Below are 16,254 nucleotides of genomic sequence, written 5' to 3'. Positions count from 1 at the left end.
TCGAACCGAACGGAGGTTTTGAACCGAACGGATTTTACATATGACCGACGCTGCCGCCACCGCGAACGACGCGCATACCCCGGCCGAAACGCCTGCCCCGCGCGACCTGTTTTCCAAGTTCGATGCCCTGATCGCCGAGCGCGAGGCGTTGATGGCGACGGGCGTGCGCGATCCTTTCGCGATCGTGATGGACGAGGTGAAGTCGCCGACCCAGGCCGTCATCAAGGGCAAGGACACGATCCTGCTGGGCACCTATAATTATATGGGCATGACGTTCGACCCGGACGTGATCGCCGCCGGCAAGACGGCGCTGGACGAATTTGGCGCCGGCACCACCGGCAGCCGCGTGCTGAACGGCACCTATCAGGGTCATGCGGAAGTCGAGACGGCGCTGCGCGAATTTTACGGCACCAGCGGCGCGATGGTCTTTTCGACCGGTTATCAGGCCAATCTGGGTGTCATTTCGACGCTGGCGGGCAAGGGCGACTATGTTATCCTGGACGCTGATAGCCATGCGTCCATCTATGACGGCTGTTTCCTGGGCGACGCGGAGATTGTCCGCTTCCGGCACAACAGCGTCGAGGATCTGGCCAAGCGTTTGGCCCGCCTGCCCGCCGATGCGCTCAAGCTGGTCGTGCTGGAAGGCGTCTATTCGATGCTGGGCGACGTCGCCCCCCTGCCCGACATGGTCGCCGCGATCCGCCAGCATCCCAATTGCATGATCCTGGTGGACGAAGCCCATGGTATGGGCTTTTTCGGCGAACATGGCCGAGGCGTCTATGAGGAACAGGGCGTCGAGGCCGATGTCGATTTCGTGGTCGGCACCTTCTCCAAGTCGGTCGGTACGGTCGGCGGCTTCTGCGTCTCCAACCATCCCAAGTTCGAGATACTGCGCCTGGTCTGCCGTCCCTATGTCTTCACCGCCTCGCTGCCGCCCAGCGTCGTGGCAACCGCGGCAACGAGCATCCGCAAGCTGATGCATGCGGGCGAGAAGCGCGCGCATCTGTGGAAGAACAGCCAGCGGCTGCACAAAGGGTTGAGCGACCTGGGCTTCACCCTGGGGACCAAGACGCCGCAGTCTGCGATCATCGCCGTGATCCTGACCGACCAGCGTCAGGCGGTGGCGATGTGGCAGACGCTGTTGGAACTGGGCCTCTACGTCAACATGGCGCGGCCACCCGCCACCCCGGCGGGCACCTTCCTGCTGCGCTGCTCGCTATGCGCCGAGCATAGCGACGCACAGGTTGAACAGATTATCGGCATGTTCGAAACGGCGGGCAAGGCGACCGGCGCGATCGGTTGATCGCGGCATAGCTGCCCAGTCGAACGACATGCGCGACCGATTGACGATAAGCTGTGGAACTTTTCAACGATGATATTTCGCCGTTAAGCTTGTTGGTCTAGTGTAACGGTCCATGGCCGACAGCGACCATCATGATGAGCAGGACCAAAGGGGTCAGGACCAGAAGGGTTGGCGCACGCTGACCCGGCGCGTCCTGCCGTTGTTGCTGGCTGCGCTGCTGATCGGGTCGCTGGGCGCGCTGCTCTACAGCGCCAGCAATGCGTCGCGGGAGCATGCGCAGGCGCTGGCCGAACAGCAAAGCAGTTTCGAGGTGATCGCGCTGGCGCGGGGATTCGAAGCACGCATGGCCCGCGCCGAAGTAACTCTGGCTCGCTATGTCATCAGCTTGGACCCTGATACCGGGCGGCTGTTCCAGGACCAGTGGCGCGGCGCGGCCAGCCAGTTGAAGGCGCTAACCTACGCCACGCGCCGGTCGGGCTGGCAGCATGGCAATGTCCAGGCGTTGCACTATGCCTTCATCCAGCGCGGCAAGACGTTGAGCGAAATCGGCCTGCGCACGACGTACGACCAGAAGATGGCGGCGCTGGGGCGTTTCCATCAGGCGGGCAAGAGCCAGGATCTGCGCCGCATCACCGCGCTTCTGGACCTGGTCATCAAGGCGGAGAATGACCGGCTGCGCGAACGCAGCCTGGCCGTCACGTTGGCTGGCGACCGCAGCGAATGGGTGGGCAAGACATCGCGGCTGGTGGGGCTGGCGATGCTGGTGTGCATATTGTTCGGCGTGTGGTTCGCCAACACCGCCTTTCGTGAGCGCCGCACCGCCCGGCGGCTGGCGGAGGCGGAAACCGAGCGGGCCGACCGGCTGGAGGCGGCAGTCGCGGCGCGGACCGCCGAACTATCCTACGCCTATGACCAGTTGAAGTTGGAGGCGGCGGAACGGGCCGCGGCCGAACATGATCTGCGCCAGATGCAGAAGATGGACGCCGTGGGGCAGTTGACCGGCGGCATCGCGCATGATTTCAACAATATGCTGGCGGTCGTTGTCGGCGGGCTGGAACTGGCCAAGCGTAAGTTTCAGTCGAAGCCGGACGAAGCCAGCCGCCATCTGGACAATGCGATGGAGGGCGCCAATCGCGCGTCCGCGCTGACGCGCCGATTGCTGGCCTTCGCTCGGTCCGAACCGTTGCTGCCCAGCGCGGTCGATCCCGATGCGTTGCTGTCGGGCATGGCCGACCTGATCGACCGGACGATCGGCGACCAGATCATCGTCCGCTTCGCGCAGGGAGCGAGCGGCTGGTGCATCTTCGTCGACCAGCATCAGATGGAAAATGCAATCCTGAACCTGTGCGTCAACGCGCGCGATGCCATGGACGGCCGCGGCCAGTTGACGCTGGCGACCGGGCAGACGGCCTTGGCGGCGGGCGAGATCGGCGAATGCGCGTCGGGCGATTATGTGACCGTCACCGTCACCGACGACGGGTGCGGCATGACGCCCGACGTGCTGGCGCGCGTGTTCGAACCCTTCTTCACCACCAAGCCGGTGGGCAAGGGTACGGGTTTGGGCCTCAGCCAGATTTTCGGCTTCGTGCGCCAGTGTCGGGGCGAAATTCGGATCGATTCGGCGCCGGGCCAGGGCAGCAGCGTGCATCTCTACCTGCCGCGGTCGATCGTGGTGGGCGAAGTCGCCAATGCTGAGGTCGGCTTTGCGCGCGCCCCCGTGGAGCAGCCGCCGACCCGCATCCTGGTGGTGGAGGATGATCCGCGCGTGCTGAACCAGACGATGGCGGCGCTCAGCGAACTGGGCCATCTGCCGATCGCCTGCGACCATCCGGCCAAGGCGGCGAAATTGCTGGCCAATCATGGCGACGTCGGCCTGATCATCAGCGACGTGTTGATGCCCGACATGACGGGGCCGGAAATGGTGAAGGCGCTGCCCGCCCGCTTTCGCCATCTGCCGGTGCTGTTCGTCACCGGCTATGCCGGCGATGGCAATGACAGCGCCGATTTCGAAGGGCATGAGGTGCTGCGCAAACCCTATACGCTGATGGCGCTGGGGCAGGCCTTGGCGACGACGCTCAGCGGCCAGTCCCTCAGCGAATCGCGCCACCCCGGAACAGCCGCGGCAGCAGAGTGACCGCACCCAGCAGCGGCCAGCGCCGCTGCCAGGGCTTGATCGTGATGGCAGTGCCGGCATGGCGATTGATCTTCCACGCCAGATAATCGATGCCGCCGGCATAGGTGAAACTGGCCTTGGCGAGGCGGATCACCGACAGGCGCTTGCCGCGGCGCTGGAGGGCGCGCCAGCGCGCGGGCGTGTCGGGTAGCGAGGGTGGCAGGCCATCGGCCAGTGCAGCCTCGCCAAAGCGACGATAGCGGTCGGGATCGGCATCCACGATCGAGAGCGAGCGGCCCGTCTTCTCGGCGCGCAGTTCGGCGTTATAGGTGAGGGTAAAGCCGGTCTTCCATAGGGAGAGCGCGTCGCCCTGCCCTGCCGCCATGGGTTTGGCCAGCGTCAGCAGGGTCGGCGCGGCCTGCGCGACGGCGGCGATCGCGCGCTGGCGGGCGAGATCGTCGGCTGCCCAGAGCAGGCGGGAGGGCTGGGCGAAGCGCGCCCAGACCGAAACATTGTCCGCCTCCATGCTGTTCAACCGGGCGAAGTCGGCTTCGGACAGGACCGCATATTTGGCGATCAGGCCCTGATGTTCGAATGGAAAGACATTGGGCGGAATCAGGCGGTTGGCGCGCGCCAGCCAGCTTTTGCCATAGGCGGCGGGATAGTCCGACACGATCAAGTAGAAATCGAGCATCAGCCCGTCGAGATTGGCCTCCCGCAGGCAGGAGCCGTAGAAGAGCACGGCGCGGGCGGCCTGCGGATATTGGGCCGCGAGTGCTCCTGCCATCGCCGCGGCGCGGGGATCGGCCGGGGCGCTGAGTTCGGCGGTGACGAGGGGGAGGAATTGGGGCATGGATGACATATCAATTCATACTCTCGTCATTGCGAGCGCAGCAAAGCAATCCACGGTCACGCCATTGGATTGCTTCGCTGCGCTCGCAATGACGAATGACATGCTCCGCCTTCGCAGGAGCACGCTAGCTTTTCAATCCCGCCGCCTGAAAAGCAGCGAGAGATTGTTCGCGGGCATGTCGATCAGGCGATCGAAGGTCAGGCCCGCCGCGTCCGCCGCCGCGACGACATGCTCCACCGATCGCAAGCCCCAGCGCGGATCGCGCGCCTTGAGCGAGGCGTCGAAAGCGCAGTTGCTGGGAGCGGTTTCCACGCCCGTGCGGATATAGGGTCCATAGAGATAGAGAAGCCCGCCGGGCGGCAGCGCCTGCCCTGCCCCCTTGAACAGCCCGAGCGTCGCGTCCCATGGCGCGATGTGGACCATGTTGATGCAGAGGATCGCATCGGCACGGGTGACCGGCCAGTCGGCGGCGGCGTCCAGCATGATGGGCGGGTTGAGATTGGGCAGCGCGGCCTCTTCTCGCCAGGTGGCGATGGAGGCGATGGCGGTAGGATCGGAATCGGTCGGTTGCCAGTTCAATGCGGGAAATGAGACGGCGAAGTGGACAGCATGTTCGCCGCTTCCGCTCGCCACCTCCAGCACGACGCCGCAGGATGGTAACGCATCGCGCAGGACCGCGACGATCGCGTCGCGGTTGCGTATCGTTGCGGGAGCGAAACGTTTTTCCGCACCCGCAGGGCCGGAACCGGGTTCCCACGGCTCCGGCCCGTCCGTCATTCGGCCGCCTGCGCGAGCGCGGGTTCCGTCCAGGTAAGGACCGGCTTGCGTGCGGCCAGTGTTTCGTCGAGGCGACGGCGGGGGGCGTGGTAGGGCGCGCCCTTCAGGGCTTCGTCTCCGGCCTTGGCCCGCTCCGCCAGGCTGCGCAGCGCCAGGATGAACTGGTCCAGCGCGGCCTTGCTTTCCGTCTCGGTCGGTTCGATCAGCATCGCGCCATGGACGACCAGCGGGAAATACATGGTCATCGGGTGGAAGCCTTCGTCGATCAGACCCTTGGCGATATCCAGCGTGGTGAAGCCTTCGGCCAGTCCCTTGTCGCTGAACAGCGCCTCATGCATGCAGGGGCCGCTGCCGCCGAAGGGTGCGTCCAGCACATCGTCCAGGCTGCGCAGGATATAGTTGGCGTTGAGGACGGCATCCTCCGCCACCTGGCGCAGGCCGTCCGCGCCGTGGGACAGGATATAGGCGAGCGCGCGGGTGAACATCCCCATCTGGCCGTGGAAGGCTGACATGCGCCCGAAGCTCTGCGGCATTTCCTCGCCGACATTCTCCTCCTCTATGAGGTGGATCGAGCCGTCCGCCATGCGCGCGGTATAGGGCAGCGGGCCAAAGGGGGAGAGCGCTTGCGACAGCACGACCGGGCCGGAACCGGGACCGCCGCCGCCATGGGGGGTGGAGAAGGTCTTGTGCAGGTTGATGTGCATCGCGTCGACGCCGAGGTCACCGGGGCGGACCCGGCCGACGATGGCGTTGAAGTTCGCGCCGTCGCAATAGACGAAGGCCCCGGCGGCATGGACCGCGTCGGAAATGATCTTCATGTCGCGCTCGAAAAGGCCGCAGGTGTTGGGGTTGGTGATCATCACCGCGGCGACGTCTGGGCCGAGGCGGGCCTTAAGCGCTTCCAAGTCCACGCGGCCTTCAGGCGTGGCGGGGATATCCTCCACCGCATAGCCGCAGAAGGCGGCGGTGGCGGGGTTGGTGCCGTGCGCGCTTTCGGGGACGAGGACGACCTGGCGCGCGTCGCCGCGGGCTTCCAATGCGGCGCGAATGCAGAGCAGGCCGCACAGTTCGCCATGGGCGCCTGCCTTGGGCGTCATGGCGACCCCGTGCATGCCGGTCAGCTTGATGAGCCAGACCGCCAGTTCGTTGATGACGCCCAGTGCGCCCTGCACCGTCGATTGCGGCGCGAGCGGGTGAAGGTCGGCAAAACCAGGCATCCGCGCGACCTTTTCATTCAGGCGCGGGTTGTGCTTCATCGTGCAACTGCCCAGCGGGAAGAGGCCCAGGTCGATCGCGTAATTCTGGCGGCTGAGGCGCGTGTAATGGCGCACCGTTTCGGGTTCCGACAGACCCGGAAGGCCGATGCTGTCGGTGCGGGCGAGATTGCCGAGGCGGCTGGCGACCTTGGGCGCTTCCGCAAAATCGACGCCGGTGGTGTCGGTCGATCCGATCTCGAAGATCAGCGCCTCTTCCAGCATCAGCGCGCGATTGCCGGTGGCGGTGGCTGGGGACATATGCGCGTCCTTGACGGGTTGCGGCGAGGTAGGTCGGCCTTCGTTGAGCATGGTCATGTTACAGCCCTCCTTCCAAAACCGTTCGGGCTGAGCTTGTCGAAGCCCTGCCTTTTTCTTCAACGACGGTGAGGCCCTTCCACAGGCTCAGGGCGAACGGGGTGACAGGACGGTTCATGCCAGTTCCTCCTCAAGCGCCTGGGCAAGGGTTTCGATATCCTCCGGCGTTACGGTTTCCGTCACCGCGACGATCAGGCCGTTGCCGATCGTGGGTGCTTTGGGGAAAAGGCGGCCGAGCGACACGCCCGCCAGCACGCCCCTGTCGGCCAAGGTGCGCACGACTTCGCGCGCGTCTTTCGAGAGGACAAGCGTGAATTCGTTGAAGAAGCTGTCGTTGAGCAGCGTCACGCCCGGCACTTGAGCCAGGCGATCGGCGGCCTGCACGGCCAGGCCGTGGTTGAGGCTCGCCAGTTCGCGCAAGCCGCGTTCACCCAGCAGCGTCATGTGGACGCTGAACGCCAGCGCGCACAGGCCGGAGTTGGTGCAGATGTTCGACGTGGCTTTTTCGCGGCGGATATGCTGTTCGCGGGTGGACAGGGTCAGCACGAAGCCGCGCTTGCCCGCCGCGTCCACCGTCTCGCCGCACAGGCGGCCGGGCATCTGGCGGACATATTTCTGTTTGCAGGCGAACAGGCCGAGATAGGGGCCGCCAAACTGGAGGCCGACGCCGATCGACTGGCCTTCGCCCACGACGATGTCCGCGCCCATATGGCCGGGCGCCTTGATCGCGCCCAGCGCAACCGGCTCGGTCACCACCGCGACCAGCAGCGCGCCGACCGCATGGGCAGCGTCGGCAAGCGGGGTCAGGTCGGCGATACGGCCCAATATGTCGGGATATTGGACGACGACGCAGCTCGTGTCCTTGTCGATGCCCGCGATCAGGGCGTCGATGTCGGTCGTGGCCTCCAGCGTCGGGGCTTCATGCGCCAGCGCGTCGCCGGTGAATTTTGCCATGGTCTTGGCGACCGAGACATAGTGCGGATGCAGGCCGGACGACAGGATAGCCTTGCCGCGCTTGGTGATGCGGCGGGCCATGACGATCGCTTCCCAGCAGGCGGTCGAGCCGTCATACATGGAGGCGTTGGCGACGTCGCAGCCCAGCAGGCGCGCGACCTGGGTCTGGAATTCGAATAGCACCTGGAGCGTGCCCTGCGCGATTTCCGGCTGATAGGGGGTGTAGGCGGTCAGAAATTCGCCGCGCTGGATCAGATGATCGACGCTGGCCGGGACATGATGTTTATACGCGCCAGCGCCCAGGAAGAAGGGCGCTTCCCCCGCCGACAGATTTTGCCGCGCCAGCGCCGCCATATGGCGTTCGACCGCCAGTTCGCTGGCATGATCGGGCAGGTCCGCGATCTTGTCGGTCAGGCGGGCCTCGGCGGGCACATCCACGAACAGGTCGTCGATGGACGAAGCGCCGATGACGCGGAGCATGTCCTGACGGTCGGTGTCGGTAAGGGGTAGGTAGCGCATTTCACATTTCTCCCCCCTCCCTACTTAGGGAGGGGATGGGGGGTGGGTGGCGAGCGGAGCGAGCGCTGCTCCATCTCGATAGGGCAGACGCTCCCTTCGGTCGCGACCCACCCCTTCCCCCTCCCTTGAAAGGGGGGGGCTTATTCTTGTTGCGTCAGAGCGCGGCCACGAACTTTTTGTAGGCGGCTTCGGTCATCAGGCCTTCCAGCTCGCTGGGATCGGTGATGCGCAGCTTGAAGAACCAGCCATCCTCCTCCGCGTCGCTGTTCACCAGCGCGGGCTCATCCTCCAGCGCGCTGTTGGATTCGATCACCTCGCCCGAAATCGGGGCATAGACGTCCGAAGCGGCCTTGACCGATTCCACGACGGCGGCGTCGTCGCCCTTGTCGAAGGTCGCGCCTTCGACCGGCAGTTCGACGAACACGATGTCGCCCAACTGTTCCTGCGCATAGTCGGTGATGCCGACCGTCGCGATCTCGTCTTCGACATCAATCCATTCATGCTCTTCGGTGAAATAACGGCTCATGGATATACTCCCGTCGGTAAAAGTGGATCAGGCCTTGCGGCGGTAACGATGCGCAACGAACGGCATCGGCGCAACTACTGCGGCGATGCGCTTGCCGCGCACCTCGATTTCGAGCGCCGTGCCCTCCGCGCTGTGCGGCAGGCTGACCCAGCCCATGGCGATCGGCGCGCCGACGCTGGGGGCGAAGCCGCCGGACGTGACCTCCCCGACCTGGGCGGCGCCGACATGGATGGTCGCGCCTTCGCGGGCGGGCAGCCGCCCTTCGATCTTGAGGCCGACGCGCTTGGCGCCGGGACCGTCGGCCAGTTCCTTCAGCACGCGGGCGTGGCCGATGAAGCCCCCCTCCTCGCGGCGGCGCTTCTGGATCGCAAAGCCCAGGTCTGCGCCGATGGTGCTGACGGCAGGCGACAGATCGTGGCCGTAGAGCGGCAATCCTGCCTCCAGCCGCAGCGAATCGCGCGCGCCCAGGCCGACCGGCTTGACCTGCGGCAATCCGCACAACGCATCAGCGAGCAGGGTCACGTCGTCCGCGGGGATGCTGATCTCGAAGCCGTCCTCGCCGGTATAGCCCGATCGGCTGATCCACAGCGGAACGCCGCGCCAGGTGAAGAGGCCCGACTGCATGAACAACAGGTCGGCGGTTTCGGGGATGAGCGTGGCGAGCGCCTCGCCCGCTTCCGGGCCTTGCAAGGCCAGCAGCGCCTGGTCGGCCATGTGGTTCATGACGACCGCGTCGGGCAGATGTTCGATCATCCAGCCGATATCGTCATATTTGGTCGCGCCGTTGACGACCATATAGATAGCCGCGCCGTCAAACGCCTCACCGCCCAGACGCGACACCATCAGATCGTCGAGGATGCCGCCTTCATGGTCGAGCAGCATCGAATAGCGCTGGCGGAAGGGCTTCAATCCCTTGATGTCGCTGGGCAAGAGATATTCCAGCGCGTCATCGACACCTTCGCCCGAAAATGTAAGCTGGCCCATATGGCTGACATCGAACAGGCCGGCATGTTCGCGGGTCCAGGCATGTTCGGCCATGATGCCTTCATATTGGATCGGCATGTGATAGCCGGCAAAGCCGACCATGCGCGCGCCACGGGCGCGGTGCCAGGCGTCGAGCGGCAGGGCTTCGAGCGGCAGTTCCTCAGCGAGGGTGGCGATATCGTCAGTGCCGGACATGAAGCGTCCTTTCCGTGCGGGGTTGATGGCGACCGATGCAAAGGCCCGGAGTCGGACCTGTCCTATCTGCCACCCCCTCTGTCACGGAACCTGAGAGCTTTGACCAGCGACCTTGCGGTCCCATGGCTTACCCCTTCGGTGGGACAGGAACGGCCTGTCCGCTTTCCAGAGTGCCTTGCGCGCGATGCGGTCCTTTGACCTGAGAGATTCCGGGGCGGTTGCTCCTTCGGTGACGGGGTGGCCTTCAAGGCTTCCCATGCTCTCCCGCATCATGCCCGACGGACGAATCCGCCGGAGACGCTCCTGCATTGCGGCAAACGCACCGGCGCGTCAATCGGCCAGCGCCATCGCCCCATAGATTTCCGCATGGCGCTTTTCGGCATAGCGGTCGGTCATGCCAGCGATGAAATCGGCGATGTGGCGGCTGCGGGTAGGTTCTTCGCGCACGCAATCATCGCGCCATTCGGGCGGCATCAGCGCGGGATCGGCCTGATAGGCGCGGAACAGGTCGGTGACGATGACCCGCGCCCGGTCAGCGGCGGCAAGCTGTTCGGGATGATGGTAGAGGGTGGCGTACATGAAGCGCTTGAGGTCGCGTTCCTGCGCCGCCAGGTCCGGCGAGAAGGCGACCAGGGTGCGGCCCAGCGCGCGGACATCCTCGACCGTTTCCACGCCCGATGCAGCGATATTGGCGCGGGTCGATTCGATCAGGTCGGTGGCCATCACACCGATCTGTTCGCGCACCAGTTCGCGCAGCAGGCGTTCTTCGGCCACGTCGGGATAGCGAGCGCGCACCCGGTCCCAGCAGGTGGCGACTAAGGGCACCTCCATTAACTGGTCCAGCGTCAGCAAACCGGCGCGCAGGCCATCGTCGATGTCGTGATTATCATAGGCGATGTCGTCGGCAATCGCGGCCAGTTGCGCCTCCAGCGAGGCGTGGCTGGTGAGGTCCAGCGAGAAAAGCGCGTCCAATTCGCGCATCGCCCAGCCAGGGTTGGCGATCGGGCCATTATGCTTGGCCAGCCCTTCGAGCATCTCCCAGCTAAGGTTGAGGCCGGCAAAGCGCGGATAGGGACTTTCCAGCAGCATCAGCGTGCGCAGCGTATGGGCGTTATGATCGAAGCCGCCATGGTCTTCGAGCGCGACCTCCAGCGCATCTTCTCCGGCATGGCCGAAGGGGGGATGGCCGATGTCGTGGGCGAGGCAGAGCGCTTCGGTCAGGTCTTCATTGAGGCCCAAAGTGCGCGCGGTGGTGCGGCCGATCTGCGCGACTTCCAGGCTGTGGGTCAGCCGGACGCGGAAATGATCGCCATCGGGGGATACGAACACCTGCGTCTTGTGGCGCAGGCGGCGGAAGGCGATCGAATGGATGATGCGATCGCGGTCGCGCTGGAAGACGTCGCGCGGCCCGCGCATTTCGCCGCCCGCTTCGGGGTGGAGACGGCCACGGCTGGCGGCGGGATAGCAGGCATAGGGGGCGAGGATCGTCATAGGCGCCCTCTTAGAGCCTTCTCCAGCCAGCCGAAACAGCCGACTGCAAAATGCTCAGTCGGCCAGCTTCTCCACCGTCTCCCCCGCTTCGCTTTTCCAGGCGAAGGCGTCGGCACCGTCCTTTTTCAGGCTGGCCTCCAGTTCCCTGGCGCGCGCGAAGCTGGCGAAGGGGCCTACCAGCAGGCGATTGGTCCGGCCCCAGCTGGTGCTCCATCCGTCCTGCCGCGACAGGATCGTATATTTTTTGCGCAGACCCTTCATGGTGAAGCCCAGCGCGGATTTGCTCTGTCCCACGCCGATCTGGAGCCAGTTGCGCGACGGGTTGTCGGCCAGGCGCTTCTTCTCTTCGGCTTCCTTCTTTGCTTTGGCGTCGGCTTCCGCCTTGGCCTTCGCGATCGCGTCCTTCTTCGCCTTGTCGGCGGCTGCTTTGGCCGCGGTCTGGCGCTCGGCGCGGCGGGCGGCCTGGATCGCGGCGATTTCTGTGAGATCGACCGCAGCGACGCTCGCCTGGCGTTCGGCTTCGGGCACATCGATGGCGCGGATGATGTCCGCCAGCGTGCGGGTGGCCGCCGGGTCGGGTTGCGGCGTGGCGGGTAGCGGCGCGGCGGGGAGCGCCTGCACCGTCGCGGGGGGCGGTGTGGCGTCGGCCGCGGCGGCAGGCGGACCTGATACGGCAGGTTCGGACGGGGCCGATGCCTGCGCCAGCGCGATCGCGTTGAGCTGCGACCCGGCATTGGACGGGGGCGTAGCGGCGGGCGGCGCGCGATCGATCGAATCGAAGCCCGGTGCAGGCGGTCCCTGCACGGCGGCGTTGGACGCGGCGGGCGGTGCGCTCGCTTGACGCAGAGGCGCCGGTTCGGGCGGCGTCTGCTGGGGCGGCGCGGCTACGGTGGACGAGGGCAGAGGCTGCACCACCGGGGACGGAGGCGGTGCGCTCGGCTGCTGCGCGGGTGGCAGGCTCGGCGTGGATGGAACCGGTGTGGACGGCATCGGCTGGGGCTTGGTCGTCGCAGACTGGACCGGTGCGGGCGGTGTTGTCTGGGCTTGGGCCAATTGCGGCTGGGCGGCGCGGCGGGATGCCGCAAGCCCTTCAGCGCGGGCCAGGCGGGCGGCTTCGCGCTGCTGGCGGCGCTGTTCGGATCGGCTAAGCGGCTTGGTCTTGGCCGGGGCGGCGGCGGCGACGGCGACCGGCGCTGTGGCGACGGCGATGCCGGGCGCAGGCGGGGTTGGTGTGATCGCGGCGATGCTGGTGCCGATCTGCGCGGGGAAATGGCCAAAATGCACCGCAGCGGCCTTTTGCGCCGCGGTCAGATAGGGCATTTTCTGCATATAGGGCGTGATCGCCGCGGCCAGTTGCGCGGGCATGGTCTGCTCCGCCACCTTCTTAGCCTCGGCCTGCTTATTGTTCATCGCGAGGATAAAGGCGCGATAGCGCCAGGCGGCCCGATCGCTCTTGTAGAAAAGGGGTTCCATGACCTTGTCGGACGCGGCGATCTGTCCCGATATGCCGAGCGAGGCCGCGTAGCGGCGCACCGTTTCGTCATCATTGGGGGTCCGTGCAAGCGCGGCCTGATAGTCGCGCTGGGCGCCGGCCTGATCGCCGGTCATGTCGCGCGCCAGGCCGCGATCGGACAGAATCGTCGCGTCGGGATAGCCCAGCCGGCCCGCCTGGTCGAACAGGCGCAGCGCTTCGGCGGGATTTTGCAGCTTGAGCATCACCCGCCCCAGCCCGGCCTTGATCCGGCCATTGCCGCTTTCGATCGCGTCGGCGCGGGCGAAGAAGCCGGCCGCCGCGCGCGGATCGTCCAGCGCCAGCGCGGCCTCCCCCGCGCCGATCAGCGCAACCACATCGCGCGGGTTGGACGCGAGGCGGGCCAGATTGCTGTTGAGGTCGGCGGCACCGAGCGGGCGGACCAGTTGCGACTGGTCCAGCTGGCCGTGCGCAGGGGCTGCGAGCAGCAGCGCGCCCGGCAGCCAAAGACCGAGAATCCATGGAGAAGTGCGTGTCACATCCGCGCCTTAGCCGATCCCAGGATGAATGGGAAATTGCCCCAATGAAAAAGCGCGCCGGGTCGCCCCAGGCAACCGACAGCGCGCTTTTACGGTGCGTGCAGCTTACGCCGCGCGCGTCTTACTGGTTGTTCTGGCGATTGAGGAAGCGGGGAATATCAACGCCAGGCGCGACATCATCAGCAGCGCCCGGCGCCTTGTCCGTGCCACGGGTCAGGCCCGCCATCCGCTCGAACAGGGTGCCGCCGGTGGCGACGCGTGGTGCGGGCGCGACGGGCGCGGCCGGTTCGGCGCTGTCCGCACCCAGGATCAGTTCATCCTTGTCCGGCCCTTCATCGGAAAAGACCGCCGCGGGCTTGGCCGGAGCGAAGGCGGCCGGTGACGCAGCGGGCTGCGCCGGAGCGGGCGCGGCCGGAACGTCCAGTTCCAGCGTTTCGGGCTGCGGCGCAGATGCTGGCGGCGCGACGGGCGCCGGCTGTTGCGCCACCGGCGCGGGCTTGGGCGCTGTGGTCGCCGTCGCGGATTGGGGCACGGACACGGCGGGACGATTGGCGAAGCTGAACGGCTGGGTCAGCGGCGCGGCATGGTTGCCGATGTCATTGTCGATACCGGTCGCGACCACGGACACGCGAATCTTGCCATTGAGATTATCGTTGAACGCGCTGCCCCAGATGATGTTCGCGTCCGGGTCCACCAGTTCGCGAATATGGTTGGCGGCTTCGTCCACTTCCATCAGGCGCATGTCTTCGCCGCCAACGATCGACACGATCACGCCCTTCGCACCGCGCATCGACACGCCGTCGAGCAGCGGGTTGGCGATCGCCTTTTCCGCCGCCTGGAGCGCCCGGCCGTCGCCTTCGGCTTCGCCGGTGCCCATCATCGCCTTGCCCATTTCACCCATCACCGAACGCACGTCGGCGAAATCGAGGTTGATGAGACCGGGCATGACCATGAGGTCGGTGATGCCGCGCACGCCCTGCTGCAACACTTCGTCCGCCATCTGGAACGCTTCCTTAAAGGTCGTGTTCGGGTTGGCGATCAGGAATAGATTCTGGTTCGGAATGACGATCAGCGTGTCGACATGCTTTTGCAGCTCGTCGATGCCGCTTTCGGCCGACTTCATGCGGCGATTGCCTTCGAAGGTGAAGGGCTTGGTCACGACGCCGACGGTCAGGATGCCGCGTTCACGCGCCGCCTTGGCGATGACAGGGGCCGCGCCGGTGCCAGTGCCGCCGCCCATGCCGGCGGCGATGAAGCACATATGCGCGCCTTCCAGCGCGGCTTCGACCATGGCGATGGTTTCTTCCGCCGCCGCCTTGCCGATTTCGGGGCGCGAACCAGCGCCCAGCCCTTCGGTGATTTGCGGCCCAAGCTGGATACGGCGTTCGGCCGGCGAGGCGTTCAAAGCCTGCGCGTCGGTGTTCGCTACGATGAAGTCCACGCCCTCGACATGGGCGGCGATCATGTTCGCGATGGCATTGCCGCCCGCGCCGCCGACGCCGATCACCGCGATCCGCGGCTTCAGTTCGTCCACATGCGGTGGGCTAATTTCAATGCTCATATATATATGCTCCCTCAGCTTCCTCGTCAGGAAGCAACGCCGTCACTAATTCTTAACACCAGAAAATAGCGTATTTCACCAGCTATTTTCGTCTTGGTCCAAATTCGTTCAATAGTTTGTCTTCATCGCCCGCATCATGCGTTGCCACCAGAGCGGCGCGCCCAGACGATGCACCGTTTGCGGCGCGGGTGCCATGGTGCGGAGATCAACCGGGTTGGAAGCGCCGTAAAGCGCCAGCCCCGCCAGGGTCGCAAAGGCGGGTCCACTATGCGCTTCGGGCATGGCGGACAAGCCCCTGGGCCGCCCGATGCGCACGGCGCGGCCCAAAGCGCCCTGCGCATAATCGGCGATGCCCTTCATTTCCGCGCCGCCGCCGGTCAGCACCACCTGCCTGCCGGTGGAGTTGAAGCCCATGCCGGCAAGCGCGGCGTTCACTTCGGTCATGATCTGGTTCAGCCGTTCGCAGATGACGCCGACCAGCGCGGCGCGGGTGATCTTGCCCCCTTCCGCGTTCGGTCCGGCCGCCTGCCCCGGCACCGCCATTTCGCCATGGGGCGGCGCGATCTCGATCATCTCCCTGAAATCGCGGGGGTTTTGCATCGCCGAGCCGTAGAAGCATTTGATCCGCTCCGCCTGACTGCGGCGGATGCCGAAGGAGGACGCGATATCGTCGGTAATGTCGGACGCGCCCAGCGGGATCGAGTGCAAGCCCACCAGCATGCCGCCGGCATAGAGCGAGACGTTGGTGACCCCTGCCCCGATTTCGACCAGCGCGACGCCGAGGTCGCGCTCTTCCTCCGACAGGCAGGCAAGGCCCGTCGCGATCGGCGCGGCGACGATCGAATTGACGTTGAGGTAAGCGCCGCGCACGCACAGGTCGAGATTGGCGAGCGGCGCGCCGTCGGCCAGCACGACATGGATATCGACGCCAAGCAGGTCCGCGTGCATCCCCAGCGGTTTCTTGACCGGCACCTTGCCGTTGATGGTGAAGCAGGTCGGCTGGGCATGAAGGACGATGCGGCCATCGGGGTCGATGCCCTGCTGGCCGGTGGTCAGCAGGTCGTCGATATCAGGCTGTTCGATGCGATAGCCGCCCATGTCGCGTTCAACCGTGACGACGTCGCTGACCAGGCTGCCGCCGGAAAAGCTGACCCAGACATCCTCGATATTGGTGCCCGCGACGCGCTCTGCCTGCTCGATGGTTTCGCGCACGGCCAGTTCGGTGCGTTCCATGTCGGCGATGAAGCCGCGCCGCACGCCGCGGCTTTCGCGCTGGCCGGTGCCCAAAATCGCCAGTTCGCCCGTATCGGTACGCCCCGCGATCAACGCGGACACTTTCCACGATCCGATGTCGATCGCGGTGATGAGCTTTTCGACCTTGGGCTGCGCCATGGGGC

The 16,254-nt window shown here is 65.8% G+C and carries 12 protein-coding genes and 1 riboswitch; of the genes, 2 read left to right on the top strand and 10 right to left on the bottom strand.

The window, feature by feature from the left end; genetic code table 11:
* The first annotated feature begins 40 nt into the window (after window positions 1-40).
* Together CEQ44_RS10045 and CEQ44_RS10040 are read left to right on the top strand one after the other, a co-directional pair.
* Window positions 41-1,303, top strand: coding sequence for an aminotransferase class I/II-fold pyridoxal phosphate-dependent enzyme (locus tag CEQ44_RS10045; protein WP_088184775.1), 1,263 nt, complete (start codon window positions 41-43; stop codon window positions 1,301-1,303).
* 112 nt (window positions 1,304-1,415) lie between these two features.
* Window positions 1,416-3,437, top strand: coding sequence for an ATP-binding protein (locus CEQ44_RS10040; RefSeq protein ID WP_088184774.1), 2,022 nt, complete (start codon window positions 1,416-1,418; stop codon window positions 3,435-3,437).
* Here the strand turns inward: CEQ44_RS10040 and CEQ44_RS10035 are convergent.
* From CEQ44_RS10035 to ftsA, 10 genes are all read right to left on the bottom strand, one after another.
* Window positions 3,394-4,269, bottom strand: coding sequence for a hypothetical protein (locus tag CEQ44_RS10035; RefSeq protein ID WP_373438224.1), 876 nt, complete (start codon window positions 4,267-4,269; stop codon window positions 3,394-3,396). The genes CEQ44_RS10040 and CEQ44_RS10035 overlap by 44 nt on opposite strands.
* A 132-nt stretch (window positions 4,270-4,401) precedes the next feature.
* On the bottom strand, window positions 4,402-5,046 hold the full coding sequence (locus CEQ44_RS10030; RefSeq protein ID WP_088184772.1) for a DUF938 domain-containing protein: 645 nt from the start codon (window positions 5,044-5,046) through the stop codon (window positions 4,402-4,404).
* Window positions 5,043-6,617, bottom strand: coding sequence for an aminomethyl-transferring glycine dehydrogenase subunit GcvPB (gcvPB, locus tag CEQ44_RS10025; RefSeq protein WP_088184771.1), 1,575 nt, complete (start codon window positions 6,615-6,617; stop codon window positions 5,043-5,045). Before gcvPB ends, CEQ44_RS10030 begins: the two co-directional genes overlap by 4 nt.
* A 114-nt stretch (window positions 6,618-6,731) precedes the next feature.
* Window positions 6,732-8,090, bottom strand: coding sequence for an aminomethyl-transferring glycine dehydrogenase subunit GcvPA (gene gcvPA / locus CEQ44_RS10020; RefSeq protein WP_088184770.1), 1,359 nt, complete (start codon window positions 8,088-8,090; stop codon window positions 6,732-6,734).
* A gap of 154 nt (window positions 8,091-8,244) precedes the next feature.
* A complete protein-coding gene (gcvH, locus tag CEQ44_RS10015) occupies window positions 8,245-8,616 on the bottom strand; it encodes a glycine cleavage system protein GcvH (protein ID WP_088184769.1) in 372 nt (123 codons plus the stop codon).
* A gap of 27 nt (window positions 8,617-8,643) precedes the next feature.
* On the bottom strand, window positions 8,644-9,795 hold the full coding sequence (gene gcvT / locus CEQ44_RS10010; RefSeq protein ID WP_088184768.1) for a glycine cleavage system aminomethyltransferase GcvT: 1,152 nt from the start codon (window positions 9,793-9,795) through the stop codon (window positions 8,644-8,646).
* Window positions 9,796-9,972: 177 nt separating this feature from the next.
* A riboswitch (glycine riboswitch) is annotated at window positions 9,973-10,072 on the bottom strand.
* 53 nt (window positions 10,073-10,125) lie between these two features.
* Complete coding sequence (locus CEQ44_RS10005) at window positions 10,126-11,286, bottom strand: deoxyguanosinetriphosphate triphosphohydrolase (protein WP_088184767.1); 1,161 nt, start codon at window positions 11,284-11,286, stop codon at window positions 10,126-10,128.
* A gap of 54 nt (window positions 11,287-11,340) precedes the next feature.
* Window positions 11,341-13,296 carry a tetratricopeptide repeat protein gene (locus tag CEQ44_RS10000; RefSeq protein ID WP_140419360.1) on the bottom strand — a complete coding sequence of 652 codons (1,956 nt, stop codon included), beginning with the start codon at window positions 13,294-13,296 and terminating at the stop codon, window positions 11,341-11,343.
* A 121-nt stretch (window positions 13,297-13,417) separates the two neighbouring features.
* A complete protein-coding gene (ftsZ, locus tag CEQ44_RS09995; RefSeq protein ID WP_088184766.1) occupies window positions 13,418-14,857 on the bottom strand; it encodes a cell division protein FtsZ in 1,440 nt (479 codons plus the stop codon).
* A gap of 108 nt (window positions 14,858-14,965) precedes the next feature.
* Complete coding sequence (gene ftsA / locus CEQ44_RS09990) at window positions 14,966-16,249, bottom strand: cell division protein FtsA (protein WP_088184765.1); 1,284 nt, start codon at window positions 16,247-16,249, stop codon at window positions 14,966-14,968.
* Between the last annotated feature and the right edge of the window lie 5 nt (window positions 16,250-16,254).

The organism is Sphingobium sp. Z007 (genome assembly GCF_900013425.1).
Lineage (GTDB): Bacteria > Pseudomonadota > Alphaproteobacteria > Sphingomonadales > Sphingomonadaceae > Sphingobium.
Note: the sequence above shows the minus strand (reverse complement) of the source record. Positions and strands in the feature narration are given on the sequence as shown.